This is a genomic window from Sphingopyxis sp. PET50, from assembly GCF_025244705.1.
GTDB lineage: Bacteria > Pseudomonadota > Alphaproteobacteria > Sphingomonadales > Sphingomonadaceae > Sphingopyxis.
Window position 1 is genome coordinate 1,693,705 of the sequence record NZ_CP104207.1, and the last position, 26,452, is coordinate 1,720,156.

Genomic DNA, 26,452 nt, shown 5'->3' on the forward strand with positions numbered 1-26,452 from the left:
TCCGCGGCGCGGCGCGTGACGCCGGCATGAGCGGCGAAATCGATCGGACGTTCGGCAACCGGATGGTCGAACAGGCCGTGCGCGAACATCGAGCGGAGGATGCGCGTCGCCATCTGGTCGAGCCGCGCCTGCGAAACGTCGCCGCGCGCCACCGCCCGTTTGAGCGGATCGCCGAAATAGGGCTGCTCGTCGAAGGGATAGCCCGATTCCTGGTCGAGCCCCGCATTGGCGGCGGCGGCAGTCGAATGCGTACCGCCCCAATCGGACATGACATAGCCCTTGTAGCCCCAGTCCCGGCGCAGCACGTCGGTGAGCAGAAACGGGCTTTCGCACGACCAGGGACCGTTGACGCGGTTGTAGGCGCACATCACCGCGCCGGGGTCCGACGCCTCCATCGCGAACTGGAAAGCCAGCAGGTCGGACATGCGCGCCGCCGCCGGGTCGATCACCGAATTGCCGTTGTTGCGGTCTGTTTCCTGATCGTTCAGCGCGAAATGCTTGATCGTCGAGATGATATGGTTCGACTGGACGCCCGCGATTGCCGCCCCGATGATCGTGCCGGCGAAGCCGCGGATCCTCGCCGCCATATTCGAAATTGCGGCCATTGCGGGGTTCGCGCAGCAGGTTGACCCCGCCCGCGAGCATGACATTGAAACCCGAAGAGCGCGCTTCGCTGCCGATCATCGCGCCGCCCGCGCGCGCAATGTCGGGATTCCAGCTCGCCGCGAGCGCGAGGCCCGACGGGAGCGCGGTGCGGCCGCGCTTTACCGGCGATTCCCATTGGCTGGCGACGCCGATCCCTGCGTCGGTCTGCCATTGCGGGGGAATGCCGAGACGCGGAATGCCGGGAACATAGCCCGCCGATCCGGGGATGGCGCCGTCCGGCTGGCGATATTTCTTGTCGCCGATGACCGACCCGAAATAGCCGAAGACGAGCAGCAGCTTTTCATCCTGCGTCATCTCCGCCACCAACAGGCTCGGCGCGCCGATCGGGGGACAGCGCGCTGTCGGACCAGGGCTGCGGCGTCGTTTCGCCGCCCGGTTGGGCCAGAACCGGCGCGACCGCCAGCGACGCAGCCGACGCCGCAAGCAACATCATCTTCTTCATCACGGATATCCTTCAGCGTTTGCGGGTGAGCGCCTTGCGGACCGCATCCTGCGCGAGCGGCTGGAGCGACGGAAAACCGGGCCCCATCAGCCGCTGGACCATGCCGACGAACACCAGGTCATTTTCGGGATCGGCCCAGAACCAGGTGCCGAGCGGCTCCGTCCCACAAATAGGTCCCCCGCCCGACCGCGACATGGGCGGCGGCGGGGTCGGTGACGACGACGCCATCGAAGCCATATTCATAGCCGGGGCGCAGCCCCTGAAAGCCGATACCGTAGCCCTTCGGGATCAGCTCGGGCGGCAGATGTGTTGTCATCATCTCGCGCGTCGAGGCGGCGCTGAGCACCTGCCGGCCGTCGAGTTCACCCTCGCCCACCAGCATTCGCGCGAAGCGGGCATAGTCGCCCGCCGTCGTCACCAACCCGCCGCCGCCCGACGCGAAGCCGGGTTCCGCCGCGAAGGTCATGTTGAACGGCGAGGGAATCTCCTGCAGCCGGTCGCCAGCCCAGCCATAGAGCGTCGCGAAGCGCCCGCGCTTGGCCTCCGGGACATAGAAGCCGGTGTCGGGCATGCCGAGCGGTTCGAAGATGTGGCGCCGCATGAAATCGCCAAGCTTCTCACCCGACAGCCGTTCGACGATCACGCCCTGCAAGTCGACCGACACGCTGTATTGCCACTGGCTTCCCGGCTGATAGGCGAGTGGCAGCGCGGCGATGCGGCGAACGAAATCGTCGGCATCGTCCGCCGCCCAAATATCGGCGGCGCGATAGCCGTCGTCGACGAAACCGGCCCCGAACCCATAGCTGAAGCCCGCAGTGTGGGTCATCAACTGCCGCATCGTCGGCGGCTTGGCCGGTGCCTCCAATATCGGCGAACCGTCCGCCCGCTGTCCGGCGAAGACCTTCACGTCGGCGAGTTCGGGAAGATATTTGGCGACCGGGTCGTCAAGGTTCCATTTGCCCTGATCATGGAGGATCATCATCGCGACCGCGGTGACCGGCTTGGTCATCGAATAGGCGCGGAAGATCGTGTCTTCGGTCATCGGTGCACGTGACTGGAGGTCGCGGTAACCGAGAGCCGAGCTGTGGATCAGCCGGTCGCCGCGATAGACCATCGTCACCACGCCGGACACCGCCTTGGCCTTCACCAGCTTGTCCATCGCCTTGTCGACCTCGGCGAGGCGCGGCGACGGTGCGGGCTCGGCCAATCCCGGCTGCGCGATCAGCAGGGCCGCGGTCAGCACCAGTCCGCCGAGGCGCCTCATTGCGGATTCTCCAGCCGCCGCAGGAAGAAAGCGGCAGCGCGCGAAATCGCGGTCAGCGTCTCGGGCGCCGTCGGCGCCATCGCGGGGAAAACGTGCGGCATGCCCTCGTAGAGATCGAGCACCGCTTCGCCGCCGCCGCCGAGGATCGCCTGATATTGCCGCACGGCATTGCTGACGAACATCTCGTGCGTGCCCGCCTGCACCAGCGTCGGCGGGAAGGGCTTCGAATAGTCGCCATAGACGGGCGAGACATAGGGATTCTTCTGATCTTCCGGTGCCGCATAAGCCTTGGCTGCCGAGGCGAGGATGCGCAGGTCGAGCACCGGATCGCTCTGGCCGAGCGTCGCATAGGTGTCGCCCGTCGCGGTGATGTCCGACCAGGGCGACAGCAGATAGACGGCGCCGGGAAGCGCGAGATTCTCGTCGCGCATCCGCAGCACCGCCCCCGCCGCGAGCCCGCCGCCCGCGGAATCGCCGAACACGCCGATCGCCCCGGCGGGATGCCCTTCGTCGAGCAGCGCCTTGTACACCGACACAACCTCGCCCGTGATCCGGCGCCAGTCGCCGCGCGGCGCGAGCGTATAGTCGACCGAGACGATCTCCAGCCCCGACGCCTTCGCCATCAGCGAGGGAACGCCAAGCGTCCCCTTCGCCGAAAAGAGCGTGTAGCCGCCGCCGTGGAGATAGAGCAGCACACGCTTCGAAGGCGTATATTTCTGCGGCGTCACGCGGACGACCGGAACGCCGCCGAGCTTCGCTTCGGTCACCTTCATGCCGAACGCCTGGGCGTGCTGAACCGAGGCGGGTTCCATTCCCTTCGCCAGCGCCTCGGCGAGCGCGGTCCATTCCTCGCGCGTTTTCGGCACCCAGTCGGATTTCTGCTGTTCGGCGTTGACCGCATAGGCGGGCCCGAGCACCGCCGCCGCCTCTTTCGAGACGGTCGGCGGCACCTCGTACCGGGCCGGAGCGGACTGCTGGCCGAATGCCGGGCTTGCCAGCATCGCCAGCAGTAGGGCGGCTTTCATTCGCACATCGTCTCTCCCGTACCCGCCCTACATCTTGAACAGCAGCGAGACGCCGATCGTCCGTCCGCCTTCGGAGGTCGGGTTCTGGGTATAGCCGCCGTCGTCGAAGAAGGTCGCATAGATATCGGCGACGAACCGCTTCTTCAGCAGATTGCGGGCATAGAGTCCCAGCCGCCAGCTTCCGTCGGCGGCGCTGACGCCCATATTGGCGTTGAGCATGCCATAGGACGGGACGCGCGTATTGGGATCGACCGGGTTCGAACGCACGCTGTCGCGCCAGCCGTAGCGCAGGTTGAAATCCGCGCGCAGCCGCGACGACAGGTCGGCGACATAATCCGCCGACACGGTAAAGGCCGTGCGCGGCGTATTCGCGAGCGACAGGCCCTTCATCGACGCGTAATTCTGTCCCGGCGCGCCCGGGATCGGCGCGCAATTGCCGTTTGCGGGATCGGTCCCGACCGGCTGGAGCGGATAGCAGCTCGTGAAGATCGCCCCATATTCGGTGTCGTTGAGCGATCCGTTCACCGACAGGACGAACCCCTTGGCGACCAGCAGCCGCGCCTCGACCTCGAGACCCTGCGCGGTGAGCGACCGCGCGTTGGCGAAGCCGGCCCATGCGGCGGATCGAGCGAATCGTCGATGATCGTCGCCTGGAAGTCCTTGAACTTCGAATGGAAGGCCGCGAGGTTCAGCGTCAGCTTGCGGTCGAAGAGCATCGTCTTGATGCCGACTTCCTTGGCATAGACGATTTCGGGCCGCACCTCGTTGACCGCGCCATTGTTCAGCGACGCCGCGACCGGCCCCTTGTAGCCGCGCGACATGCTGGCATAGAGCATGACGTCCTGCGCGACGTCGAACTGGCCGCCGAAGCGCCACGAGAAATCGTCGGCCTTCACCGTCCCCTCGAACGGCGGCTGGAGCGGACCGAAGCCGACGAAGTTCGGCACCGCCGTCACGCTGAGGCTCGCGAACACCTTGTCGTGGGTCAGGCGCCCGCTCGGCAAAGACGCGCAGCCGGTCGCTGATCCGGTAGGTACCGTCGATGAAGGCCGCATAGCTCGTATTCTCGTTGCCGAAGTGCATCTCGCCGCCGGCACCCGAATAGCGCATGCCGGGGAGGGTCGGCAGGCCGAACGTGCCGCCCTGCAGCTGGTTCGCGCGCAGCTTGTAGTTGTAGAAATAGAGGCCGACGGTGAAGATCAACGGGTTCGGCGGCGACTGGATGCGCAGTTCCTGCGTCCACTGGTCGGTGTGATAGCCGCGGCCGCGGTTGAAGTCGAAATAGGGCACCGGCGCCTGCACGATCGGGAATTGCGACCCGAGGTTCCACCCCTTGTAGGCGGAGATCGAGGTCAGCGTGTATCCGCCGCCGAGGTCGATATCGGCCTGCAGCGAACCGCCCTGGTTGTTCGTGTGGAAATAGGCGGTGTTGCCCGCGAAGATCGCGGCGTCGAGATTCTTCGGCCCCGGAACGATGCCCAGCGAGCCGACGATGTCACGGAAGCTGCCCGGCCCCGTCGCGACCCCGAAATTGCGCAGCGTGCCATAGCCGAACGTGTTGTCGTTGCGGCTCGCGTAACCGATCGCGGTGACGGTGACGGCGTCCGATGGCTGCCACATCAGCTTGCCGCGAATCCCCTTGTCGGTCTGGAAGCCCATCTTGGTGCCGTCGTAATTGTCGATATAGCCGTCGCGATGCTGGTAATAGCCGGTGATGCGCGCCGCGAGGGTCGAGCTGATCGGCACATTCACCGCGAGGCTCAGCACCGTCTCGTCGTCGCTGCCGTAATTGGCCGCGCCCGCGACGTTCCATTCGCCGATCACCGGCTGCTTGGTGATGATCTGGATGACGCCCGCCGAGGAATTCTTGCCGAACAGCGTGCCCTGCGGCCCGCGCAGCACCTCGATGCGGTCGAGGTCGGTCAGGCTGTTGATGCCGATCGAACGCGTATTGCCGTCGGCGACACCGTCCACGACAATGCCGACCGAGGCTTCGGCGCCGGTATCATAGGTCTGCGTCCCCACGCCGCGGATCTGATAGGTCGGATAAAAGAGCGAGTTGTTCACCGTCACGCTCGGCGCCAGATACTGAACGTCGGTGAGATTCTTGTATGTCGATTTCTCGATATCGTCGCCCTTGATCGCGGTGACGGCGACCGGCACGTCCTGCAATCGCTCGGCGCGGCGGCGCGCGGTCACGATGATATCGCTGTCGCGCTCGTCGTCCGAACGGGTCGAGGATTGCGGCTGGCCCCGATCGTCCGCCTGTCCCGCTTCTGCCGTGGCCTCCTGCGCCCATGCTGCGCCGCTACCGACAGACAGCCAGGCCGCTCCTGCGAGCAGCACCCAGTGGTTTCTCTTCATCATCCCTCCCATGGCTCCGGCCTCCGGAGCGCGATTGCCCATGGGCATCGCTCGCTGCTGGCTCCGCTCTCTTCGAGAGACGGCGAAGCCCGGCGGCGGCGTGCCGCATTCGTCGTTGAGCCATCAGTGTGGCCGATTTGGAGGTATCACAGCCAGCTGCGCCGCAGTCCCCCGACATTAGTAGGGGGAGGACGGCGCAGCACCATTCCGCGCGCCGCCATGGCACAGGAAACCCGGAATACCGCGACAAATGACTAGAGCTCGCAGCGCTTAGCCGCGCCGGAGACCTCTTCAATCGAATGCGAAAGCCGCCGTGCGCGACACCCGGCAGATAAAGTTTCCGCCGCGAGCCGTTTCGGGACCAGGCCTGTCGGCCCCCGCCCCCATCCGCGAAATCCGACGGTTGCGCCGCCGCTCGCCCGCGGTAAGCTGCCCGCATGACCGAAAAGACGCAGGCTCCCGCATCACCCGCCCGATCGCGCAGCAAGGCGGCACCGCCGCCGCCCGCCTTCGGTGCGGGGCGGATCGCGGGGGCGGTGCTGATCGTGCTGGCGCTCGTCGGGGTCGCGCTGCTGCTGGTCGAGCTGACGCGTTTCTTCATGCTGGTCTTCGCGGCGATCGTGCTCGGTGCGATTTTCGATGCGATCGCAAGCTGGCTGTGCGCGAAGACCAGGGTCGGGCGCGGCGTCGCGCTGGCGCTGTCGGTCGCCGGGATCGTCGCGATCTTTGCCGGGGCCTTCATGCTGTTCGGGTCGCAGCTGGCGCGCGAGGTCGATACGATCCGCGAACAGATTCCGGCGGCGCTGCAAGGCGTCGAGGCGTTCCTCGACCGCTATGGGCTGGGCGAACAGGTTCGCGAACTGGCTGCGGTGGGCAGCGAAGATGTCTCGCGCCTCGCGCAGCAGGCGGGCGGCTATGCGCTGGCGGCGGGGAGCGGGATCGCCGATTTCGTGCTCGTGCTCGTCGCGGCGATCTTCCTCGCCAGCGACCCCGACACCTATCGGCGCGGGCTGCTGCTGATGCTCCCCGCGCGCGCCGAGGAGACCGCTTCGCTGGCGCTCGCCGATGCGGGGCGCGGGCTGAAGGGCTGGATGATGGGACAGGCAGTGTCGTCGCTTGTCGTCGCGGCGCTGACCTGGGCGGGCCTCGCCGCGCTCGGAGTTCCCGCCGCGGGCGGGCTGGGGCTGATCGCGGGGCTGCTCGACGTCATCCCGATGATCGGGCCAATCATCGCCGGGGTGCCGGCGGTGCTGCTGGCCTTCACCGTGTCGCCGATGACCGCGCTGTGGACGCTGGTCCTGTTCCTCGCGATCCAGCAGTTGCAGGGCAATTTCCTGCAGCCGATGATCCAGAAACAGGCGGTCGACGTGCCGCCCGCGGTGCTGCTGTTCGCGGTGGTCGCGGCGGGCATCCTGTTCGGTTTCATGGGTGTGCTGCTCGCCGCGCCGCTGACGGTGGTGGTCTATGTGCTGGTCCAGCGGGTCTATGTGAAGACGCTGCTGGGCAAGGATATCAGGATCGCGGGGAAAGACTAGCCAACACAAAATCCGTTTGCCCTGAGCTTGTCGAAGGGCCGTTCTTCTCTTCGGCGCCGGAGAAAGAAGGACGGTGCTTCGACAAGCTCAGCACGAACGGAAACAAGGGTTCCCGGCCCTATTTCTTCAATTCCTTCGCCAGTGTCTTGGCGGTCGCCTTGCCATAGGGCGGCTTGAAACCGGCAAGCCCCGCGACGTCGAGCTTGGGCTGGCGATAGACCGCGCGGGCGTGGCTGAAGGTGCGGAAGCCGTCGACACCGTGGTAATTGCCCATGCCCGACGGCCCGACCCCGCCGAAGGGCAGGTCCTCCATCGCATTGTGGAACAGCACGTCGTTGACCGTTACCCCGCCCGAGATGGTGCGGGTGAGCACGCGTTCTTCCTCGCTCTTGTCCTGCCCGAAATAATAGAGGCCGAGCGGGCGGTCGTGCGCGTTCACATAGTCGATCGCCTCGTCGATCGTCCTGTAGGTCTTCACCGGCAGGATCGGGCCGAAGATTTCCTCCTGCATCACCTTCATGTCGTCGGTGGGGTTGCGGACGATGTGGAGCGGCATCTTGTGGCCGTTGGCGCTCGCGAAATCCTCCTGCCCCGGATTGACCTCGATCACCTCGGCGCCCTTTTCGCGCGCGTCCGCCAGATAGGATTGCAAGCGGTCGTAATTGCGGACGTTGACCACCGAAGTGTAATCGTCGTTGGCGAGCAGCGTCGGATAGAGGGCGGCCGCCCCCTGGACCACGCTGTCGATCACCTCGCCCTCCTGATCCTCGGCGACGAGGAGGTAGTCGGGGGCGAGGCAGATCTGCCCCGCGTTCATCAGCTTGCCGAGCGCGACGCGCTGGCCCGCCTGCTCTTTGTTCGCGCTGCGCCCGATGAAGGTCGGCGACTTGCCGCCGAGTTCGAGCGTCACGGGAACGAGGTTATCGGCGGCGGCGCGCATGATATGACGCCCCACGCTGGTCGCGCCGGTGAAGATCAGATGGTCGAAGGCGAGCTTCGAGAAAGCGACCCCGATGTCGGCATCGCCGGTGAACACCGCCATCTCGCTCTCGTCGAAATAGTCGGGCACCAGCCGCGCCATCAGGGCGGAGACATGTTCGGTGAACTCGCTGGGCTTGATCATCGCGCGGTTGCCCGCGGCGAGCACGCCCGCCATCGGCACGAACACCATGCCGACGGGGAAATTCCACGGCGCGACGACGCCGACGACGCCCTTGGGCTGATAGATCACCTCGGCCTTCGCGCCGAGCAGCCCGAGCGGGAAAGTCGGCTTGCGTTTCTCGCCCCTCGCCCAGGCGGCCAGATGCTTCTTCGCATGTTTGAGCGCGCTGACCGACGGCATGATGTCGGTCATCAGCGTCTGTTCGCGGCTGCGATGGCCGAAATCCTCGCTCACCGCTTTCGCAAATTCCTCGGCATTGTCGACGAGCATCGCGATCGCGCGGTCGATACGGTCGGTCCGCACGGCGAGGCTTTCGGGCATGGCGGCGGTGAAGCTGGCCTTCTGCGCCGCCAGCACCTCGTGCATGCGCGCGGTTTCGCCTGCGATATCCTGCTTGATCGCGGTGGCCATGACCCGTCTCCCTTATCAATTGCGGCGGTGTTTGATCATGCCGCGCGGCGGGTTGCAAGATGAAACCGGCTTCCCATCTTGTCCCTACCCCTTTCGCAACCACAGCAAAGGCGCTAATCGACCCGCCGAAACCCCTTTCCCCTACGGAGTCTTTTGCCATGACCGCCACCGATCCCGTCGTCTTCCTCTCCTATGCGCGCACCCCGATGGGCGGCATGCAGGGCGCGCTGTCGGATGCGAGCGCGACCGATCTCGGCGCGACCGCGGTGAAAGCGGCGGTCGAGCGCGCGGGCGTGTCGGGCGACGACATCGAGCGCATCTATATGGGCTGCGTGCTCCCCGCCGGGCTCGGCCAGGCAGCCGGCGCGTCAGGCGGCGATCAAGGCGGGCCTGCCCAAGTCGGTGCAGGCGACCACGGTCAACAAGGTGTGCGGTTCGGGCATGCAGACCGTCATCATGACCGCCGAGGCGCTCGCCGCGGGCAGCATCGACCTCGCCGTCGCGGGCGGCATGGAGTCGATGACCAATGCGCCCTATCTGCTCAAGAAGCACCGTTCGGGCGCGCGGATCGGGCACGACACCGCATACGACCATATGTTCCTCGACGGGCTGGAGGATGCCTATGAGGCGGGCCGTGCGATGGGCACCTTCGCGCAGGACACCGCCGACGCCTATCAGCTGACGCGGCAGGCGCAGGACGATTATACGCTCGAATCGCTGAGCCGCGCCAAGGCGGCGATCGCCGACGGCGCCTTTGTCAATGAAATCGCGCCGGTGACGATCGCGGGCCGCAAGGGCGACGTGATCGTCGACACCGACGAGGCGCCGGGCAAGGCGATGCCCGAAAAGATCCCGACGCTGAAGCCCGCCTTTGCCAAGGACGGCACGATCACCGCCGCGACCAGTTCGTCGATTTCGGACGGCGCCGCCGCCGTCGTGCTGACCCGCCAGTCGGTCGCCGAGGCGAAGGGCGCGAAGCCGGTGGCGAAGCTCGTCGCGCACGCGGCGCACGCGCAGGAACCCAAGGATTTCACCATCGCCCCGATCGGCGCGATCAACAAGGTGCTGGCCAAGGCCGGCTGGTCGATCGACGAGGTCGACCTGTTCGAGGTCAATGAGGCGTTCGCCTGCGTCGCGATGTTCGCGATGAAGGACCTCGGCATCCCGCACGACAGGATCAACGTCCACGGCGGCGCGACCGCGCTCGGCCACCCGATCGGCGCCAGCGGCACGCGCATCATCACGACGCTGATCGCGGCGCTGCAGCGCCACGGCAAGACGCGCGGCATCGCCAGCCTGTGCATCGGCGGCGGCGAAGCCACGGCGGTGGCGGTCGAACTGGTTTAAGGAATGCGTCGCCCCCGCGAAGGCGGGGCCGCCAACGGTTTGCGCAGCGGTGCAGGATCAGGCCGATTGCGACCTCCGCCTTCGCGGGGGCGACGGGTAAAAAGGTTCCGGGGCGTCGTCGCAAGACGGCGCCCCTTCGTCGTTACGGCGCGACAAACTGCGACACTAATGTCCTGAAAATAAACGCGCCATTCCGGCTCCGTTCAAAGCGACTCGCCTAATCCTGTTCCTGTCATCGGGCAGTTCCCCTCCCCCTGACGGCAAAGACAAGGAATGGCACAATGAAGAAGATGAAATTTCTCACCGTCGGCCTGATCGCGGCGATGATGGTTCCCGCGGTCGCGCAGGCGAAACCCGTTCAGCCGGTCCGCGAAGCGCAGCGCGATTATCGCCACGATGTGCGCGATGCGAAGCGCGACTATCGCGGGGATGTGCGCGACGCCCGCCGCGACTATCGCGAGGATGTCCGCGACTGGCGCCGCGACACGCGCTACCAGAATTATCGCGCGCCGTTCAAATATCAGACGTTCCGCGTCGGATCGACGCTGCGCGCCAGCTATTATGCGCCGGCCTATCGTCCCGCCTGGGACAGCCGCTGGGGCGTGCCGCGGGCTGGCAAGAACCTGACCTATGTGCGCCATTACAACGACCTGCTGCTGGTCAACACGCGCACCGGCAAGGTGGTGCAGGTCTATCGCAACCACTTCCGCTGGCGCTGAGCTGAGCGGGTCATGGGGAGGGCCGGACGGGCGGCCGTCCGGCCCTTTTCGTTTGGCGATTATATCCTTTGCAAACTCAAGCGGCCTGTCGGGATTGGGGTGGGAGCGGACATTTGAGGAATGAACCGGTTTCCCCTCCCGCAAGCGGGAGGGGCAGCGAGACTTACGAACTTGTTCGTTAGTCGCAGCGGGGTGGGCCATCGCGACGCCGCTGCCCACCCCCAACCCCTCCCGCCTGCGGGAGGGGAGAATAAACGTCCGCTAAGGCCCGAAACCCGCGATCAATCGCCCCAGATATGGTCGGTTTCGATCCAGCCGCGGCGGCCCTTGACGTCGAACTGGCACCAGCCGTTGGCGCAGTCGCTGATCTTGCCGACGACGCCGGGTTCGGCGCGATAGAGGATGGCCGAGGATGTGCTCGCCGCCTCGCGCAGCGGGCGGATGTCGCCGGTGACGATCGCGGTGCGGGTGCGGCTGAGCAGCCGCGCCGCCATCCAGCCCTGCGTGCCGTCGGGATCCTCGATCTTGCGCCAGGTCTCGAAGCGCGCGACGACCCTTACCGGCAAATCCTTGCGCCGATATTCCCAGATCACCGGCACGTCCTGCGACGGCCCCTTGCGCATCCGCGCCTCGTCGACGCTGATCGACGCCCAATAGGGAAGTTCGGGGTCGGATTGCGCCGCCGCCGGTCCCACAACGGCAATAGAAAGGAAAATCGCGGCTAAGTGTCGGCTGGTCATGGTTAATCCTTGCCCATATCGCCGCGCTTTTTCAACCGGCGACGATGCCATATGCATCGGCTTGCCCACAGGTTGCGTTCCAACGCCCCTCTTGACCCCTTCGCGCGCGCACGCTCTATCGGCGCCATGCCCGATTCATCCCGCCCCCGCCGCCCGCGCGTCGTCGTCACCCGCCAGCTGATGCCGCATGTCGAGGGCCGGATGGCCGAATTGTTCGACGTCGCGCTGTCGGCGCGCGACCATGCCTTTACGCGGGACGAGCTGAAGGCCGCGGTCGCCGATTGCGACGTGCTGGTGCCGACGGTGACCGACGAGATCGACGCCGACATTCTGGCGGCGGCGGGCGAGCGGCTGAAGCTGATCGCCAATTTCGGCGCCGGGGTCGATCATATCGACCTCGCCGCCGCGCGCGCGCGCGGCATCATGGTGTCGAACACGCCGGGCGTGTTCACCGAGGACACCGCCGACATGACGATGGCGCTGATCCTGTCGGTGCCGCGCCGGCTGGCCGAGGGCGAGAAGCTGATGCGCTCGGGCCAGTGGCAGGGCTGGGCGCCGAGCGCGATGCTAGGCCACCGGGTCGGCGGCAAGTTGCTCGGCATCATCGGCATGGGGCGCATCGGCCTGGCGGTCGCACGCCGCGCGCGGGCGTTCGGCCTGTCGATCCACTATCACAACCGCCGCCGCCTTCCGCAAGCGATCGAGGAGGAATTGGGCGCCAGCTATCACGCCAGCGTCGACACGCTGCTGCGGATCGCCGACGTGGTGACAATCCACTGCCCGCACACGAGCGAAACGCACGAGATGGTCAATGCGGCGCGCATCGCGTCGATGAAGCCGACCGCCTATCTGATCAACACCGCGCGCGGGGAGATCGTCGACGAAAAGGCGCTGATCGCGGCGCTGAAGACCGGACGCATCGCGGGCGCGGGGCTCGACGTATACACCCACGAACCCGCGGTCGACCCCGAACTGCTCGCGCTCGACAATGTCGTGCTGCTGCCGCACCTCGGCTCGGCGACGATCGAGGGGCGCGAGGCGTCGGGCGAGAAAGTCATCGCCAACATCCGGGCGTGGAGCGACGGACATCGGCCGCCGGATCAGGTGCTGGAGGGGTGGGCGTAGAAGTCAACGCTCTGAAATCGACTCGCACGAAGCCACGAAGCCACAAAGAACCTTTATGCCGTTCGTGCTGAGCTTGTCGAAGCACCGTTCTTCTTTTTCGCTTGAAGAAAAGAACGGCCCTTCGACAAGCTCAGGGCGAACGGGTTTGGGGTTTGCCTTTATTTGTGGCTTCGTGGCTTTGTGCGAGTCCCGAATCGACCGGGCGCGAAGTTCAATCCCCCGTCAAAATCCGGTCCACCAACTGCTTCACCGTCGGGGTGAAGTTGTTCGAATAAAAAGGATCGGTCTTGAAATTGAACGCGGCGTGACCCGCGAACATCAGATTCTGTTCGACGTCGCCGCCGTGCGCGATGTCCTGCAGCGTTTTCTGGATGCAGAAGCTGCGCGGGTCGGCGAGATAGCCGGTCGAATAATCGTCATGGTCCTTCCATGCCGAAAAGCCGCAGTGCGACAGGCAGCCCATGCAGTCGGCCTGGTCCTTGCGGATCGTCGCCTTGTCGTCGGGGGTGACGAAGACGACCGTGTTGTCGGGGGTCTTCAGCGCATCGGTATAGCCTTCGGCGACCCAGTCGCGCGCGCGGGCGCGGTCGTGGGGCGTGACCCAGAAATTCCGGCCCTTCACCCCGACGTCGAGCTGAACGATATGGTCGCCCGCTTCCTGCTTCGAATAGGGGATCTGGCGTTCCGAGCGCGCCTCGAGGTCGCGCAGGAAGGGGTTGCGCACCGCGCTGGAATAGAAACCGGTGGGCGAGAAGCGGTGGAGCAGCACGTCGCCGTCGTCGAGCGTGCGGAGGCGGTCCTTCCACGCCTGCGGGATCGGGCTTTCCTCGGTCAGCAGCGGGCGCGTGCCGTACTGGAAGACGATCTGGCCGAGTTCGGGATTGTCGATCCAATGCTCCCAGTCGCGCAGATACCAGACGCCGCCCGCCATGACGATCGGCACATCGTCCGAAATCCCCTCGGCGCGCATCGTGTCGCGCAGCGCCTTGACGCGCGGATAGGGATCCTCGGGCACCAGCGGATCTTCGGCGTTCGACAGGCCATTGTGGCCGCCGGCGAGCCAGGGGTCCTCATAGACCACCGCGCCCATCAGGTCGGCGACCTTGTGATAGGCGCGTTTCCACAGCGCGCGGAAGGCGCGCGCCGAGCTGATGATCGGCAGGTAGTTGACGTTGTGGCGCGCCGCGATCTCGCTGAGCTTGTACGGCATGCCCGCGCCGCAGGTGACGCCGGTGACGAGTCCCTTGGTCTTTTCGAGCACGCCCTCCAGCACCTGCTGCGCGCCGCCCATTTCCCACAGCACGTTGATGTTGATCGCGCCCTTGCCGCTGGCGATGTCATAGGCGCGCTTCACCTGTTCGACCGCGCCGTCGATCGCATACTGGATCAGTTCCTCATGGCGTTCGCGCCGCGTCAGCGCGCGATAGATTTGCGGGACGATCTTGCCGTCGGCGTCATAGCTGTCGGCGTTGACCGCCGACACGGTGCCGATTCCGCCCGCCGCAGCCCAGGCGCCGCTCGACATATGGTTGGTCGCCGACACGCCCTTGCCGCCCTCGACCAGCGGCCATACTTCACGCCCGCCGTAAAGGATGGGCTTCAAACCTTTGAACACAAAAACCTCTTTCTCTCCACCCGATCACGCAACGCAAGCGGGCCCCGATTTGCGCTTCCGTAAGCGGAAGGCGGCGCCGAAAGTCAATGGCCGCGCGGCCTATCCCTGGGAGAAGAGACGGCGACCTTCCAGCGCGCGACCATAGAGATTTTGGTAGGCGGCGACCATCACTGATTCGTCGAAACGCTCCGCGGCGGCGCGGCGATTGGCGGCGCCGACCGAGCGGCGCAGGTCCGCGTCGGCCGCGAGCGTGCCGAGCGCCGCGCGAAAACTCTGCTCGTCGGCCGCAACGAACGGCCGGTTCTCATCCGACACCATCGCCGCGACGTCGCCGACGTCGGGGCTGGCGACGGGCAGCCCCGCCGCCATCGCCTCGATCACCGCGATCGGCGCCTGTTCGCTGCGCGACGACAGCGCGAGCAGGTCGAAATGGCCGATCCAGCGTGCCGGGTTCGCCATGAAACCGGGCATGACGAAGCCTAGCCGGTCATGCCGCACGCCGCCGCCTCGGCGAGGATCGCCTCGCGCTCGGGCCCCTCGCCCACGATGACGAGGCGGATATGTGGCGGCAGCGGCGCGACCGCGCGGACGAGGCGCGGCAGGTCCTTGACCTTGCGCAGCCCCGCGACGGTGCCGATCACCACCTCGCCCGGCCGGCGCTCGAAGCCGGGGATCGGCTGTGTCGGCCCATCCGCATAAGCCGCCACGTCGATGCCGTTGCGGATCAGTTCGATGCGGCCCGCGACACCCCATTCCTCAGCGGCGATCCGCTGAAGCAGCATCGACGGGACAACCACCGCGCCCGCACCTTTCAGAGCATGGCGACGGAACAGGTTACGCTTCCAGTTGCGCTTGACGCTCTCGTCCTCGTTGAACCCGTCCTCGTGATGCACGAGGTTCGGCGGCACTTGGTCCCACCAGCGGTTGCGGAACAGGCGGTGCGCCATCACCGCATCCATCGATCCCCAATTATAGCTGAGCAGCAGGTCGAACCGGAACATGTAGCGGGCCAGTTGGCGATAGCGCGACAGGCCGGGCCTGCCGTGCAGCGCGGGCGCGGCGTCGCCCGGAAAATCGACGACGATGCCGGGGTCGATCGCCTCGCGCGCGCCGAGCGCGTCAGGAACCGCCGACAGGATCGTATGGTGGGCGCGGCCCTCCATCAGGTTCATCAGCCGCGTCGCCCGCGCCTCCTTGCCGCCGAGCGAAAAGCTCGAATGCAGGTGGAGGATGCGGACCGGGTGCCCCTCGTCGCTCACGCCGCGGGCAGCTCCGCCGCCCAGGCATCGATCGCCGCCAGCGCCTCCGCCTCGTCCATCGTCGGCGCGTGGCCGACGCCCGGCACCTCGACCAGCCGCGCCCGCGGCAGTTCGGCCGCCATCTTCCCGGCGGCGGCGCGCGCGAGGATGTCGGACAGCGCGCCGCGCAGGATCAGCACCGGCACCGCGCCGAGCGCGCGATAGGCGGGCCACAGGTCGACCCCGGCATCGCCGCCATGCGGCACACGCAGCGGCGCCGCGATCTGCTTGTCGTAATCGGTGACGACGCGGCCCTCGGCGGTCAGCCGGTGTGTGCGCTTGGTCAGCCGCAGCCAGTCGTGGATCTCATAGCCGGGATACACCGCGGCGTTGAGCTCGCCGAAGGCGCGCGCGGCGTGCATCCAGGTCGGCTGGCTGCCGCCGGAACCGATATAGTCGCGGATACGATCGAGCCCCGCGGTCTCGAGTTCGGGTCCGACGTCGTTGAGCACCGCGCCGACGAGCCGCCCCGGCTGCGTCGCCGCGAGCAGCATCGAAACGAGCCCGCCGAGCGACGTGCCGACAGTGGCGAAGCGATCGATCTTCAGATCGTCGAGCAGCGCCACGACATCCTGCACATATGTCAGCGGCACATAGGTCATCGGGTCCTTGGCATAGGCGCTGTCGCCGCGTCCGCGGAATTCGACGACAATCACCCGGCGGCCTTGCGCAAGGTGGGGGGCGAGCAGTTCGAAATCGCGCGCATTGCGCGCGAGGCCCGGCATGCAGAGGATCGGCGGCGCCAATTCCGTATGCGCCGACTCGGCATAAACACGCGCGTGCAGCCGCACCCCGTCGAGCGACCACCAATAATGGTCGGACCAGTCGCCGAGGCTGTCCTGCTTCACCGAAATCATCCGTCCCCTTCGCGCCGTGCCGGCTCTGCCGCACCTATCGCCAACCGGCCCCGCCGCGCAAGCGATGCTTGCCATCGGCTTGCCGCCCCATGCTTTCACCGATAAGAGCCTGAGGCCATGCAGCGACCGCCCTCCGACACCGCCTCTTTGCCCCCTGCCCACCGCGCGCGGTGCCGGGCGTGACGTCATGACCGCGGAACTGGTCAGCCACGAACCAGCGACCGGGGCCGAAATCTGGCGCCGCGCGATCAGCGATGTCGATCGCGAGGTCGAGATCGGCCGCCGCGCTTGGCCCGAATGGGCGGCAAAGCCCCTCACCTTCCGCGCCGAGACGCTGCGCCGCTTCGCCGACCGGGTGAAGGCTGAGGGCGAAACGCTGGCGGCGCTGATCGCGCGCGAGACCGGCAAGCCCTTGTGGGAGGCGCGCACCGAGGTGGAATCGGTCGCGAACAAGGTCGATATTTCGATCAACGCCTATTCCGAGCGCACGCCGAACCGCCGCAACGAAGGCGCGCTCGGCCTGCGCAACGCGGTGCGTCACAAGCCGCACGGGCTGCTCGCGGTGCTCGGCCCGTATAATTTCCCGGCGCATCTGCCGAACGGCCATATCGTCCCGGCGCTGATCGCGGGCAATTCGGTCGTGTTCAAACCGTCGGAAAAGACCCCGGCCACGGGCGCGATGCTCGTCGATCTCTACCACAGCGCCGGCGTGCCCGACGAGGTGCTGCGCCTCATCGTCGGCGGGCCCGACGAGGGCAAGGCGCTCGCGGGCCATGCCGGCATCGACGGGCTGCTGTTCACCGGGTCGGCGCGCACCGGGCTCGCGCTCAACCGGCAATTCGCCAACCGCCCCGACAAGATCCTGGCGCTCGAAATGGGCGGCAACAATCCGGTCGTCGTGTGGGACACCCCCGACCTGCACACCGCCGCGATCCTGGTCGTGCAATCGGCCTTCCTCAGCGCCGGGCAGCGGTGCAGCAACGCGCGCCGCCTGATCGTCAAGGACAGCATGGCCGACCGGCTGGTCGAGGAAGTGCGCAAGCTGGCAGGACGGCTGATCGTCGACGAGCCCTTTGCGACCCCCGCACCCTATATGGGGCCGGTGATCGACAATGAGGCCGCCGACGGACTGACCGAAAGCTTCCTGATCCTGATGTCGAACGGCGGCAAGGTGATCCGCCACATGACGCGCCCGGTCGCCGGCCGCCCCTTTCTGACCCCCGGCATCATCGACGTCACCGACATGCCCGAGCGGCCCGATATCGAGCTGTTCGGCCCGCTGCTGCAGGTGATCCGCGTCGAGACGTTCGAGGCCGCGATCGCGGAGGCGAACAACACCGCCTTCGGCCTGTCGGCGGCGCTGATCGGGGGCAGCCCGCAGCTTTACGACCAGTTCTGGGCCAATGCGCGCGCGGGCGTGATCAACTGGAACCGCCCGACCAATGGCGCGTCATCGGCGGCGCCCTTCGGCGGCATCGGCCTGTCGGGCAACCATCGCCCGAGTGCCTTCTATGCCGCCGATTATTGCGCCTATCCGGTCGCGAGCAGCGAAAGCGAGACGGCGCGCGCTTCGATCGGGGTGGGACTGCGCGAGCCGGAAGAGTCGCAACTGGTGACCAAGAAGTACCTCTAGGCTTTCTTTCCAGACTCCGTTCGTGCTGAGCTTGTCGAAGCACCGTTCTTCCCCTCAACGTCTAAAGAAGGAGCGGCCCTTCGACAAGCTCAGGGCAATCGGGTTTTGGGGCACTCAATTTTACCTTCATCACCGTCAACAAAGCCTGCTTTGCGCTTCCCCCGCCACCGGACCATCTACGCTGCATGGAAACGACTCCCTCTTCCTTGGGCAAGCTGTGGCTCGTCGGTGCCGGACCCGGCGATCCCGACCTGTTGACGCTGCGCGCGGCGCGGCTGCTGGCGAGTGCCGATCTGGTCGTGCATGACGGCCTCGTCGGCGAGGGCGTGCTCGCGCTGATCCCGACGCATGTCGAACGCATCAGCGTCGCCAAGCAGCGCAGTCGCCACACGATGAAGCAGGAGCTGATCAACGAGTTGATCGTCCGCGAAACGCGGGCGGGCAAACAGGTCGTGCGGCTGAAGGGCGGCGATCCCTTCATTTTCGGGCGCGGCGGCGAGGAACTCGACGCGGCGCGCGAAGCGGGTATCGCGGTCGAGGTCGTCCCCGGCATCACCGCCGCGGCGGGCTGCGCGGCGCAGGCGGGCCTCCCCCTCACCCATCGCGAAGATGCGAGCGCGGTCAGCTTCGTCGCGGGCCAGTGCAAGGATCTGACCGATCAGGACTGGTCGGGGCTGGCGGGGCATGGCCGCACGCTCGTGATCTACATGGGCCTCGCGACCGCCAGCGCGATCGCCGACAAGCTGATCGCCGACGGCGTGTCGCCCGGCCTGCCGGTCGCGGTGATCGAGCGCGGCACCACCGCCGACGCGCGCGTGCTCCGTACGCTCCTGACCGATCTCGGCGACCTCGTCGCGCGCGAAAAGGTGCAAAGCCCGGCGCTGATCGTCGTCGGCAAGGTCGCAGCGCGCGCCGACGCGCTCGACTGCCTCGGCGCGCCGGGCGTGGCCGAACAGATAAGGGACTTCACATGAAACTGCTCACGGGCAACGACCTGAAGACAGGATTTGTCACCTGGTGGACCGGAGCCGACTGGTCGCTGCATATCGAGGACGCCGCCGACGTCGGCGACAATGGCGAGGCGATCGCCGCCGTCGAGGAAGGCGCGCGCCGCGTCAACGCCCCCTATGTCATCGCGGGCGAGGCGACCCCCGACGGCCCGCGCCCCGCGCACATCAAGGACCGCATCCGCGCATTGGGTCCGACCGTGCGCCCCGACCTGACGCTGAAACCCGCCGACCCCAACGCCGGCGACTGGGTGATCTGACATGTATCAATATGACGAATATGACCAGGCGATGGTCGATGCCCGCGTCGCCGAATTTGCGGACCAGGTGCGCCGCCGCCTCGCCGGCGAGATCACCGAGGACCAGTTCAAGCCGCTGCGGCTGATGAACGGCCTCTACCTTCAGCTCCACGCCTATATGCTGCGCGTCGCGGTGCCCTATGGCACGCTGAGCAGCCGCCAGATGCGGATGCTGGCGCATATCGCGCGCAAGTATGACCGCGATTACGGCCATTTCACCACGCGCCAGAATTTGCAGTATAACTGGATCAAGCTGGAGGACGCGCCCGCGATCCTCGCCGACCTGGCGTCGGTCGAGATGCACGCGATCCAGACGAGCGGCAATTGCATCCGCAACATCAGCTCCGACCAGTGGGCGAGCGCCGCGGCGGACGAGATCACCGACCCACGTCCGTGGGCCGAGCTGCTCCGCCAATGGTCGAGCTTCCACCCCGAATTCAGCTATTTGCCGCGCAAGTTCAAGATCGCGGTGATCGCGGCCGAGGAAGATCGCGCCGCGATGCGGCTGCACGATATCGGCATCCAGATCGTCGAGAAGGACGGACAGCATGGCGCCGCCGTCTATGTCGGCGGCGGCATGGGCCGCACCCCGATGATCGCGCCGCTGATCAAGGATTTCGTGCCGCTCGAAGACCTGCTGAGCTATCTGGAGGCGTGCCTGCGCGTCTACAACCGCTACGGCCGCCGCGACAATATCTACAAGGCGCGGATCAAGATATTGATCCACGAACTCGGCGCCGATGAATACCGCCGTCAGGTCGAGGAAGAATTCGTCCATGTGAAATCGCTGGGCATCGACCCGCCGCGCGCCGAGTTCGACCGTATCGCGGCGCTGTTCGCGCCGCCCGCACTCGATGTGTCGGCGCCCGACGAGATCGACCGCGGCGATCCGGACTTTGCGGTCTGGGTCGACAGCCAGGTCGCGGCGCACAAGGTGCCGGGCCATGCGATCGTCAACATCAGCCTGAAGCCCGTCGGCGGCATTCCGGGCGACGCCAGCTCGGCGCAGATCGACCTGATGGCCGACCTGGCGGAGACATACAGCCACGACGAACTGCGCGTCACCCACGCGCAGAACATCGTGCTGCCGCATGTCCGCAAGGCCGATCTCTACGCGATCTGGCAGCAACTCGACGCCGCGGGCCTCGCGACGCCGAACCTCGACCTGATCAGCGACATCATCGCCTGCCCCGGGCTCGATTATTGCAGCCTCGCCAATGCGCGTTCGATCCCGGTCGCGCAGAAAATCGCGACGCGCTTCGCCGACCTCGATCGCCAGAAGGAACTGGGCGAGCTGAAGCTCAAGATTTCGGGCTGCATCAACGCCTGCGGGCATCATCACGCGGGCCACATCGGTATCCTCGGCGTCGATCGTAAAGGCACCGAAAATTACCAGCTCCTGCTCGGCGGATCGGGCGCGGAGGACGTGTCGCTCGGCACGATCACCGGCCCCGGCTTCGACGAGGACGGCGTCGTCGACGCCATCGAACGCGTCACCGACAAATATCTCGCCGAACGCACCGAGGGCGAGCGTTTCGTCGACACCTTCCGCCGCGTCGGCATGGCCCCCTTCAAGGAGGCGATCTATGGGTAAATCCGAAACCAAACCCCTCCTCTTCAGAGGGGGGGCAGCGAGACTTGCCAGCTTGCTGGCTAGTGGCAGTGGGGTGGTGCCATCGGCCTTGCGCGACGCCGCACCCACCACCCCAAACCCCTCCCCTAAAGAGGAGGGGCTTTAAGATGGTCGAACATCTGCATTCGGACGGCGAAGAGCCCTGCGTCACCCTCGACGCCTTCCTTTCGCAGTCGAACGCGACCGCCGTGCGGCTCGAACCCGACGAGGATGCGCGCGCGCTCATCCCCTATCTCGACCGGCTGAAGCTGATCGAGGTCGCCTTCCCCAAGTTCCGCGACGGCCGCGGCTATTCGTCGGCGCGCATTCTGCGCGAGGCGGGCTATGCAGGGGAGCTGCGCGCGCAGGGCGACGTGCTGGTCGACCAGATCGCCTATATGAAGCGCTGCGGCTTCGACAGCTTCGCACCCGAAAAGCCCCTCAATCCCGCCGATGTCGAAGCGGCGCTGACGCGCTGGCCGGATCATTATCAGACCGCGGCCGACAAGGCGGTGCCGATCTGGAAGCTGAGGCATGGCTGAGGTGAAGGCCGAGCCCCGTTCCCGCGACCGCATCGACGTCGCGCCGCGTTTCACGCAGGCCGACGTCATTCGCCTGAACAATTTGTTTCGCGGCCAGGACGCGGCGGAGGTCGTCGCGAGCGTGGTCGGCGCGGGGCTGCTCGGCGAAACCGCGATCGTGTCGAGCTTCGGCGCCGAAAGCGCGGTGCTGCTGCATCTTGTTGCCCAGGTTGCGCCGCACATGCCGGTGCTGTTCCTCGACACGGGCAAGCATTTCCCCGAAACGCTCGCCTATCGCGACGAACTGGCGGCAAAGCTCGGGCTGAACATCGTCAACCTGACCCCCGATCCCGAGGATCTGGCGAAAAAGGACGCGACCGAACTGCGCTGGTCCTACGACCCCGACGGCTGCTGCGAAATCCGCAAGGTCAAGCCGCTCGAAAAGGCGCTCGCCGATTTCGATACGTCGATCACCGGGCGCAAGGGGTTCCAGTCGTCGACGCGCACCGGCCTACCGCGCTTCGAGCTCGACGGCGGCACCGGCCGCCTGAAATTCAACCCGCTCGCCAACTGGAGCCGCGAGGACCTCGACGCCTATTTCGCGGCGCACGACCTGCCGCGCCATCCGCTGGAAGCCGAAGGCTATCCGTCGATCGGCTGTTCGCCCTGCACGTCGAAGGTGCTGCCCGGCGAAGACCCGCGCTCGGGCCGCTGGCGCGGCTGGGACAAGACCGAATGCGGCATCCACAGCGAAGTCACGCCGATCGACGACGATCCGGCGAACGATCCGGCGTTCTGAGATCCCGTCGCCCCAGCGAAAGCTGGGGCCGCTCTCGCCAAAGCACATCATCGCAGGTGCGCGCCCTTCCGGAAGGCACAATGGTTTCAGAGGAGGTTCACGCCCAAATCTTCCCAATTGGGATTGGAAGCCTCGATTAGCTCGATTTTCCAGGCCCGTTTCCACGCTTTGATCGCCTTTTCGCGGGCAATTGCTTCGGTGATTGTCGGAAAAGCTTCGATCAAGACAAGCTGGTCTAGCCCATATTTCCGGCAGAATGCCGAGCCTGTCCCGGTGCGGTGCTGGAAATTCCGGGCGGCCATTACGGCGGTGACGCCGGTATAAAGCACGCCCCGCGGCTTGTTCGTCATGATGTAGACATAGCCGCCTTTGAGCATTCAGCGACCGCTCCTCTACGCCGCCAGCGATCCCAGCTTTCGCTGGGATGACGTGCTGGCAATAGAACTCACTCATAATCCTCATACGCCATGCTGTCGTCGGCGAGGTCGCTGAACTTCGTCGTTTTCGCCTCGAAGTGCAGGCGGATCTTGCCGGTCGAGCCGTGGCGCGATTTGGCGACGATGACTTCGGCCAGACCGAAGACGCGCTCCATCTCCGCCGCCCATTCCTCGTGCGCGGCGTGGATTTTTACGTCGTCGCCCTCGATCGGACGTTTCGGTTCGCGCGCCGCGACATAATAATCCTCGCGGAACACGAAGAGCACCATGTCGGCGTCCTGTTCGATCGATCCCGATTCGCGCAGGTCGGACAGCTGCGGGCGCTTGTCCTCGCGGCTTTCGACCTGCCGGCTGAGCTGCGACAGCGCCATCACGGGAACATTCAGTTCCTTCGCCAAAGTCTTGAGACCACGCGAGATTTCTGAAATTTCCTGCACGCGATTGTCGCCGCTGCGCGACGAACCCTGCAAGAGTTGCAGATAGTCGACGACGATGAAGCCGATGCCGTGACGCCGCTGCAGGCGCCGCGCGCGGGTGCGCAGGCCCGCGATCGTCAGGCCCGGCGTATCGTCGATATAGAGCGGCAGCGTCTGGAGCTGCTGCGCGGCGCGGCTCAATTGCTGGAACTGGTCCTTGCTGATCTTGCCCATGCGCAGCGCCTCGCCCGACACGCCCGACTGTTCGGCGAGCACGCGCGTCGCCAGCTGGTCGGCGGACATTTCGAGGCTGAAGAAGGCGACCTTGGCGCCCATATTCTTCTCGGGCGGAATCTGGTCGTCCTCGTCGCGGCGCCAGCGTTCGGCGGCATTATAGGCGATGTTGGTCGCCAGCGAGGTCTTGCCCATACCCGGACGGCCGGCGAGGATCATCAGGTCGCTGTTGTGCATGCCGCCGATCTTGGCGTTCATGCTCGAAATGCCGGTGGTGATCCCCGAGAGGTGGCCGCCCGAATTGAGCGCGCGTTCGGCCGCCTGCAACGCGGTGAGGCTGGCCTGGTTGAAGCTCTTGACCGATCCCATCTCGGCCTCGCCGCCCGCGACGCGGTAGAGCGCGGTCTCGGCCTCCTCGATCTGTGCCTGCGGGTCGACGCTCTCGCTGGTGTCGAGCGCGCTGTCGACGAGGGTTCGGCCGACCCCGACCAGCTCGCGCAGCAGCGCGAGGTCGTAGATCTGCCGCGCGAAGTCGCGCGCGCCGATCAGCCCGGCGCCGCTGCCGGTGAGCTGCGCCAGATAGCCGGGACCGCCGACCGCCTTCATCGCCTCGTCGGCCTCGAAAAAGGGCTTGAGCGTCACCGGGGTCGCGATGCTGTTGCGCTCGATCAGCGCCATCGCCTGGTGAAAGATGCGTCCGTGGAGCGGCTCGAAGAAATGGTCGGCGGTGAGCTGGACGGGCAGGTCCTCGACGACTCGGTTGTCGATCAGGATCGCGCCCAGAAAGGCGGCTTCGGCCTCGACATTGCGCGGCAATTGGCGGTCGTCCCCGGCGGATGCCGGAGCGGGAAAATGAGCGAGTTCAGCCATGGCGTCATCATGCGCCGATGGGCGGGCGGGTGCAACCGGCTTGGCTTTGCCGATCGGCAGGGCCGGGGGCGCTTCTGGGGATAAGTCTGCCTCCCTCCTCTCGTTCGGGTCGAGCGAAGTCGAGACACGTTAGGGTACGCGCTCCCGACGGGTGTCTCGACTTCGCTCGACACGAACGGAGATAGGGATGGCGTCAAACCGCCCCCTTGCCCTTCGCGGCACGCCAAGTAGAAGCCGGACAAGATGACCGACGCCGACCCCGCCAAGCAGCGCATCATTTCGATCGACCTCGACGAGGGTTCGATCATCTGGCGCAATCCCGACGTCGAGCAGGAACGGCGCGTCGCGATCTTCGACATATTGGAAGAGAATAAGTTCGTGCCGCAGCGCGGCCACGCCGACGGCTACGCCTAGCCCGTACCGGCTGACCCTGCGCGTCGAGGAAGGCCGAGCTGATTTTCGAGATCGCGCGCGAGGACCATTCGCCGCTGGAGGCGATCATCCTCGGCCTCGGGCGTTTCCGCCGCCCGATCCGCGACTATTTCGCGATCTGCGATTCCTATTATCAGGCGATCAAGACCTCGACCGCGCAGCAGATCGAAACGGTCGACATGGCGCGCCGCGCGCTGCACAATGAGGCGGCGGAGATGCTGATGGACCGGCTCGACGGCAAGATCGCGGTCGATTTCGACACCGCGCGGCGGCTGTTCACGCTGATCTGCGTGCTGCACATCAAGGGCTGAACATGGCGACGGGGGCGATCAAGGGTGGCAGGAAAGGCCCGGCCAGGCCGAAGCGCGACTGGCGCGGCACGCTGGCGCGCCTGCTGAAGCGCGCGGGGGCGGTGCTGTTGCTGATCCTGCTTGCGGCGGGGATCGCGCTCTGGTGGGCGGCGCGCTGGGCACCTTCGCGCGACCAATATCCCTGGCAGGGCGTGACGATCGACGCCGCGAACGGACAGGTCCATTGGGGGTCGGTCAAGGCCGCCGGCACCGATTTCGCCTATATCGTCGCCACCGACGGCGCCGAGCGCGCCGACCCGATGTTCGCGCGCAACATCGAGGGGGCGGAGGCGGCGGGCCTCCAGTTCGGCCCGATCCACCGTTACGATCTCTGCCGGCTGGCCACCGACCAGGCGGCGAATTTCATCCGCCATGTGCCGCGCCGCGCCGATGCCCTGCCCGCGGCGGTGTGGCTCGACTATGACGACCGCTGCCCCGACCGGCCGACGCGCGCGCTGCTGCTCAGCGAGCTCGCGACCTTCCTTGCGCAGATCGAGGCGCATATGGGCAAGCCGAGCCTGATCGCCCCCAGCCCCGCCTTCGAGGCCGACTATCGCGTCACCAGCGGCATCGCGCGCACCGCCTGGCTGCGCCGCGACTTCTTCGCGCCCGATTATGGCGCTCACCCCTGGGCGATGTGGCAGGCGAACGCCTATATGCGGATTTCGGGCGCCGACGGCACCATCGGCTGGAACGTCGTGCGCCCCGACGGAGATATCCAATGAGCGAAATCCGCGACGCCCTGATCGAGGCCGCGCGCGATGCGGCGAACCGGGCCTATGCGCCCTATTCGGGCTTTCACGTCGGGGCGGCGCTGCTACTCAGGAATGGCGACGTCGTGACCGGCGCCAATGTCGAGAATGCGAGCTACGGGCTGACGCTGTGCGCCGAGACCGCGGCGGTGGCGAAGATCGCGAACGAAGGCTGGATCGGCGAACTGGTCGCGGTGGCGATCGTCGGCGGGCGCCCCGAGGGCGAAGCGCTGGTCGGCGGCGAGCCGGTGCATCCGTGCGGGCGGTGCCGCCAGATATTGAACGAGGCCGCCGAACAGTCGAACACCGACATCGACGTGCATTGCGCATCGGGCGACGGCAGGGCGATGGCAAGCTACAAGCTCAGCGAGTTGCTGCCCGCGGCCTTCGGACCGAAGGATTTGGGGTTCGTCGATAAATAGGGACTGTCCCTATTTATTTCCCATCTCGTCATGCCCGGCTTGCCTGGGCTTGCCCCGTTCATATCAATAGCAAATCTTTCCCCTTCGTCATTGCTTCG

General features: G+C 66.3%; 21 protein-coding genes and 6 pseudogenes. 13 read left to right on the top strand and 14 right to left on the bottom strand.

Annotated features, from left to right (window positions below; translation table 11 throughout):
- Positions 1-152 precede the first annotated feature (152 nt).
- The 7 genes and pseudogenes from N0A20_RS08865 to N0A20_RS20650 all read right to left on the bottom strand — a co-directional run.
- A pseudogene (locus tag N0A20_RS08865) lies at positions 153-650 on the bottom strand (glycoside hydrolase family 3 N-terminal domain-containing protein); the annotation flags it as partial.
- Positions 625-960 (bottom strand): annotated as a pseudogene (locus tag N0A20_RS08870) (glycosyl hydrolase); the annotation flags it as partial. The pseudogenes N0A20_RS08870 and N0A20_RS08865, both read right to left, overlap by 26 nt.
- Entirely contained in the window at positions 947-1,108 is a 162-nt protein-coding gene (locus N0A20_RS08875; protein WP_260583537.1) for a hypothetical protein, read from the bottom strand. The pseudogene N0A20_RS08870 and the gene N0A20_RS08875, both read right to left, overlap by 14 nt.
- A gap of 118 nt (positions 1,109-1,226) precedes the next feature.
- Positions 1,227-2,372 (bottom strand): serine hydrolase domain-containing protein, encoded by a 1,146-nt coding sequence (locus tag N0A20_RS08880; RefSeq protein ID WP_260583538.1) that lies wholly within the window; start codon positions 2,370-2,372, stop codon positions 1,227-1,229.
- Complete coding sequence (locus N0A20_RS08885; RefSeq protein WP_260583539.1) at positions 2,369-3,397, bottom strand: alpha/beta hydrolase fold domain-containing protein; 1,029 nt, start codon at positions 3,395-3,397, stop codon at positions 2,369-2,371. The genes N0A20_RS08880 and N0A20_RS08885 overlap by 4 nt, the downstream gene beginning before the upstream one ends.
- A gap of 521 nt (positions 3,398-3,918) precedes the next feature.
- Complete coding sequence (locus N0A20_RS20645; RefSeq protein ID WP_409574780.1) at positions 3,919-4,452, bottom strand: TonB-dependent receptor domain-containing protein; 534 nt, start codon at positions 4,450-4,452, stop codon at positions 3,919-3,921.
- An 853-nt stretch (positions 4,453-5,305) separates the two neighbouring features.
- Positions 5,306-5,809, bottom strand: a pseudogene (locus N0A20_RS20650) (TonB-dependent receptor plug domain-containing protein); the annotation flags it as partial.
- Between the two features lie 389 nt (positions 5,810-6,198).
- Between N0A20_RS20650 and N0A20_RS08895 the strand changes: the two are divergent.
- The gene (locus tag N0A20_RS08895; RefSeq protein WP_260583542.1) at positions 6,199-7,296 is read left to right on the top strand and encodes an AI-2E family transporter; all 1,098 of its coding nucleotides are present in this window, start codon (positions 6,199-6,201) and stop codon (positions 7,294-7,296) included.
- Between the two features lie 118 nt (positions 7,297-7,414).
- Here N0A20_RS08895 and N0A20_RS08900 read toward each other — a convergent pair whose 3' ends face one another.
- Positions 7,415-8,869 (bottom strand): coniferyl aldehyde dehydrogenase, encoded by a 1,455-nt coding sequence (locus N0A20_RS08900; protein WP_260583543.1) that lies wholly within the window; start codon positions 8,867-8,869, stop codon positions 7,415-7,417.
- A gap of 158 nt (positions 8,870-9,027) precedes the next feature.
- Here N0A20_RS08900 and N0A20_RS08905 point away from each other — a divergent pair.
- Positions 9,028-10,216 (top strand): annotated as a pseudogene (locus N0A20_RS08905) (thiolase family protein).
- Positions 10,217-10,497: 281 nt separating this feature from the next.
- Positions 10,498-10,935, top strand: coding sequence for a hypothetical protein (locus N0A20_RS08910; protein ID WP_260583544.1), 438 nt, complete (start codon positions 10,498-10,500; stop codon positions 10,933-10,935).
- A 281-nt stretch (positions 10,936-11,216) separates the two neighbouring features.
- Here the strand turns inward: N0A20_RS08910 and N0A20_RS08915 are convergent, their stop codons facing one another.
- Positions 11,217-11,675 carry an SH3 domain-containing protein gene (locus N0A20_RS08915; protein WP_260583546.1) on the bottom strand — a complete coding sequence of 153 codons (459 nt, stop codon included), beginning with the start codon at positions 11,673-11,675 and terminating at the stop codon, positions 11,217-11,219.
- A 126-nt stretch (positions 11,676-11,801) separates the two neighbouring features.
- Between N0A20_RS08915 and N0A20_RS08920 the strand changes: the two genes are divergently transcribed.
- Positions 11,802-12,800, top strand: a complete 999-nt coding sequence (locus N0A20_RS08920) for a D-glycerate dehydrogenase (protein WP_260583548.1) — start codon at positions 11,802-11,804, stop codon at positions 12,798-12,800.
- Positions 12,801-13,011: 211 nt separating this feature from the next.
- Here the strand turns inward: N0A20_RS08920 and N0A20_RS08925 are convergent, their stop codons facing one another.
- The 3 genes and pseudogenes from N0A20_RS08925 to N0A20_RS08935 all read right to left on the bottom strand — a co-directional run bounded on the left by N0A20_RS08925 (position 13,012) and on the right by N0A20_RS08935 (position 16,570).
- Positions 13,012-14,415: an NAD(P)H-dependent flavin oxidoreductase gene (locus tag N0A20_RS08925; RefSeq protein ID WP_260583549.1), complete on the bottom strand. Its 1,404-nt coding sequence runs from the start codon at positions 14,413-14,415 to the stop codon at positions 13,012-13,014.
- A gap of 99 nt (positions 14,416-14,514) precedes the next feature.
- Positions 14,515-15,587: pseudogene (locus tag N0A20_RS08930) on the bottom strand (glycosyltransferase family 4 protein).
- 83 nt (positions 15,588-15,670) lie between these two features.
- Positions 15,671-16,570: an alpha/beta fold hydrolase gene (locus tag N0A20_RS08935; protein ID WP_260583550.1), complete on the bottom strand. Its 900-nt coding sequence runs from the start codon at positions 16,568-16,570 to the stop codon at positions 15,671-15,673.
- Between the two features lie 187 nt (positions 16,571-16,757).
- Between N0A20_RS08935 and astD the strand changes: the two genes are divergently transcribed.
- The 6 genes from astD (at position 16,758) to N0A20_RS08965 (ending at position 22,441) form a co-directional block, all read left to right on the top strand.
- Positions 16,758-18,203, top strand: coding sequence for a succinylglutamate-semialdehyde dehydrogenase (gene astD, locus N0A20_RS08940; protein WP_260583551.1), 1,446 nt, complete (start codon positions 16,758-16,760; stop codon positions 18,201-18,203).
- 185 nt (positions 18,204-18,388) lie between these two features.
- Complete coding sequence (gene cobA, locus N0A20_RS08945; protein ID WP_260583552.1) at positions 18,389-19,177, top strand: uroporphyrinogen-III C-methyltransferase; 789 nt, start codon at positions 18,389-18,391, stop codon at positions 19,175-19,177.
- Positions 19,174-19,470: a DUF2849 domain-containing protein gene (locus N0A20_RS08950; protein WP_260583554.1), complete on the top strand. Its 297-nt coding sequence runs from the start codon at positions 19,174-19,176 to the stop codon at positions 19,468-19,470. Before cobA ends, N0A20_RS08950 begins: the two co-directional genes overlap by 4 nt.
- Before the next feature lies 1 nt (position 19,471).
- Positions 19,472-21,103, top strand: a complete 1,632-nt coding sequence (locus tag N0A20_RS08955) for a nitrite/sulfite reductase (RefSeq protein ID WP_260583556.1) — start codon at positions 19,472-19,474, stop codon at positions 21,101-21,103.
- 146 nt (positions 21,104-21,249) lie between these two features.
- Positions 21,250-21,663, top strand: a complete 414-nt coding sequence (locus tag N0A20_RS08960) for a DUF934 domain-containing protein (RefSeq protein WP_260583557.1) — start codon at positions 21,250-21,252, stop codon at positions 21,661-21,663.
- Positions 21,656-22,441, top strand: a complete 786-nt coding sequence (locus tag N0A20_RS08965) for a phosphoadenylyl-sulfate reductase (protein ID WP_260583559.1) — start codon at positions 21,656-21,658, stop codon at positions 22,439-22,441. The genes N0A20_RS08960 and N0A20_RS08965 overlap by 8 nt, the downstream gene beginning before the upstream one ends.
- Before the next feature lie 86 nt (positions 22,442-22,527).
- Here N0A20_RS08965 and N0A20_RS08970 read toward each other — a convergent pair whose 3' ends face one another.
- Together N0A20_RS08970 and N0A20_RS08975 are read right to left on the bottom strand one after the other, a co-directional pair.
- A complete protein-coding gene (locus N0A20_RS08970) occupies positions 22,528-22,818 on the bottom strand; it encodes a GIY-YIG nuclease family protein (RefSeq protein ID WP_260583561.1) in 291 nt (96 codons plus the stop codon).
- A gap of 68 nt (positions 22,819-22,886) precedes the next feature.
- Complete coding sequence (locus N0A20_RS08975; RefSeq protein WP_260583563.1) at positions 22,887-24,398, bottom strand: replicative DNA helicase; 1,512 nt, start codon at positions 24,396-24,398, stop codon at positions 22,887-22,889.
- Positions 24,399-24,641: 243 nt separating this feature from the next.
- On the opposite strand from N0A20_RS08975, the pseudogene N0A20_RS08980 reads away from it, so the two are divergent.
- From N0A20_RS08980 to N0A20_RS08990, 3 genes and pseudogenes are all read left to right on the top strand, one after another.
- Positions 24,642-25,141, top strand: a pseudogene (locus N0A20_RS08980) (UPF0262 family protein).
- A gap of 2 nt (positions 25,142-25,143) precedes the next feature.
- The gene (locus N0A20_RS08985) at positions 25,144-25,905 is read left to right on the top strand and encodes a glycoside hydrolase family 25 protein (protein WP_260583564.1); all 762 of its coding nucleotides are present in this window, start codon (positions 25,144-25,146) and stop codon (positions 25,903-25,905) included.
- A complete protein-coding gene (locus N0A20_RS08990) occupies positions 25,902-26,354 on the top strand; it encodes a cytidine deaminase (protein ID WP_260583566.1) in 453 nt (150 codons plus the stop codon). The genes N0A20_RS08985 and N0A20_RS08990 overlap by 4 nt, the downstream gene beginning before the upstream one ends.
- Positions 26,355-26,452 lie beyond the last annotated feature (98 nt).

Excerpts from the sequence above, each read along its gene's own strand:
- N0A20_RS20645 (WP_409574780.1), bottom strand. The coding sequence starts at position 4,452 with ATGCGGCCTTCATCGACGGTACCTACCGGATCAGCGACCGGCTGCGCG.
- N0A20_RS08915 (WP_260583546.1), bottom strand. The coding sequence starts at position 11,675 with ATGACCAGCCGACACTTAGCCGCGATTTTCCTTTCTATTGCCGTTGTG.
- N0A20_RS08900 (WP_260583543.1), bottom strand. The coding sequence starts at position 8,869 with ATGGCCACCGCGATCAAGCAGGATATCGCAGGCGAAACCGCGCGCATG.
- N0A20_RS08975 (WP_260583563.1), bottom strand. The coding sequence starts at position 24,398 with ATGGCTGAACTCGCTCATTTTCCCGCTCCGGCATCCGCCGGGGACGAC.
- N0A20_RS08970 (WP_260583561.1), bottom strand. The coding sequence starts at position 22,818 with ATGCTCAAAGGCGGCTATGTCTACATCATGACGAACAAGCCGCGGGGC.
- N0A20_RS08960 (WP_260583557.1), top strand. The coding sequence starts at position 21,250 with ATGGTCGAACATCTGCATTCGGACGGCGAAGAGCCCTGCGTCACCCTC.
- N0A20_RS08955 (WP_260583556.1), top strand. The coding sequence starts at position 19,472 with ATGTATCAATATGACGAATATGACCAGGCGATGGTCGATGCCCGCGTC.
- cobA (WP_260583552.1), top strand. The coding sequence starts at position 18,389 with ATGGAAACGACTCCCTCTTCCTTGGGCAAGCTGTGGCTCGTCGGTGCC.
- N0A20_RS08880 (WP_260583538.1), bottom strand. The coding sequence starts at position 2,372 with ATGAGGCGCCTCGGCGGACTGGTGCTGACCGCGGCCCTGCTGATCGCG.
- N0A20_RS08885 (WP_260583539.1), bottom strand. The coding sequence starts at position 3,397 with ATGAAAGCCGCCCTACTGCTGGCGATGCTGGCAAGCCCGGCATTCGGC.
- N0A20_RS08950 (WP_260583554.1), top strand. The coding sequence starts at position 19,174 with ATGAAACTGCTCACGGGCAACGACCTGAAGACAGGATTTGTCACCTGG.
- N0A20_RS08920 (WP_260583548.1), top strand. The coding sequence starts at position 11,802 with ATGCCCGATTCATCCCGCCCCCGCCGCCCGCGCGTCGTCGTCACCCGC.
- N0A20_RS08875 (WP_260583537.1), bottom strand. The coding sequence starts at position 1,108 with ATGAAGAAGATGATGTTGCTTGCGGCGTCGGCTGCGTCGCTGGCGGTC.
- N0A20_RS08895 (WP_260583542.1), top strand. The coding sequence starts at position 6,199 with ATGACCGAAAAGACGCAGGCTCCCGCATCACCCGCCCGATCGCGCAGC.
- N0A20_RS08985 (WP_260583564.1), top strand. The coding sequence starts at position 25,144 with ATGGCGACGGGGGCGATCAAGGGTGGCAGGAAAGGCCCGGCCAGGCCG.
- N0A20_RS08910 (WP_260583544.1), top strand. The coding sequence starts at position 10,498 with ATGAAGAAGATGAAATTTCTCACCGTCGGCCTGATCGCGGCGATGATG.
- N0A20_RS08935 (WP_260583550.1), bottom strand. The coding sequence starts at position 16,570 with ATGATTTCGGTGAAGCAGGACAGCCTCGGCGACTGGTCCGACCATTAT.
- N0A20_RS08990 (WP_260583566.1), top strand. The coding sequence starts at position 25,902 with ATGAGCGAAATCCGCGACGCCCTGATCGAGGCCGCGCGCGATGCGGCG.
- N0A20_RS08965 (WP_260583559.1), top strand. The coding sequence starts at position 21,656 with ATGGCTGAGGTGAAGGCCGAGCCCCGTTCCCGCGACCGCATCGACGTC.
- astD (WP_260583551.1), top strand. The coding sequence starts at position 16,758 with ATGACCGCGGAACTGGTCAGCCACGAACCAGCGACCGGGGCCGAAATC.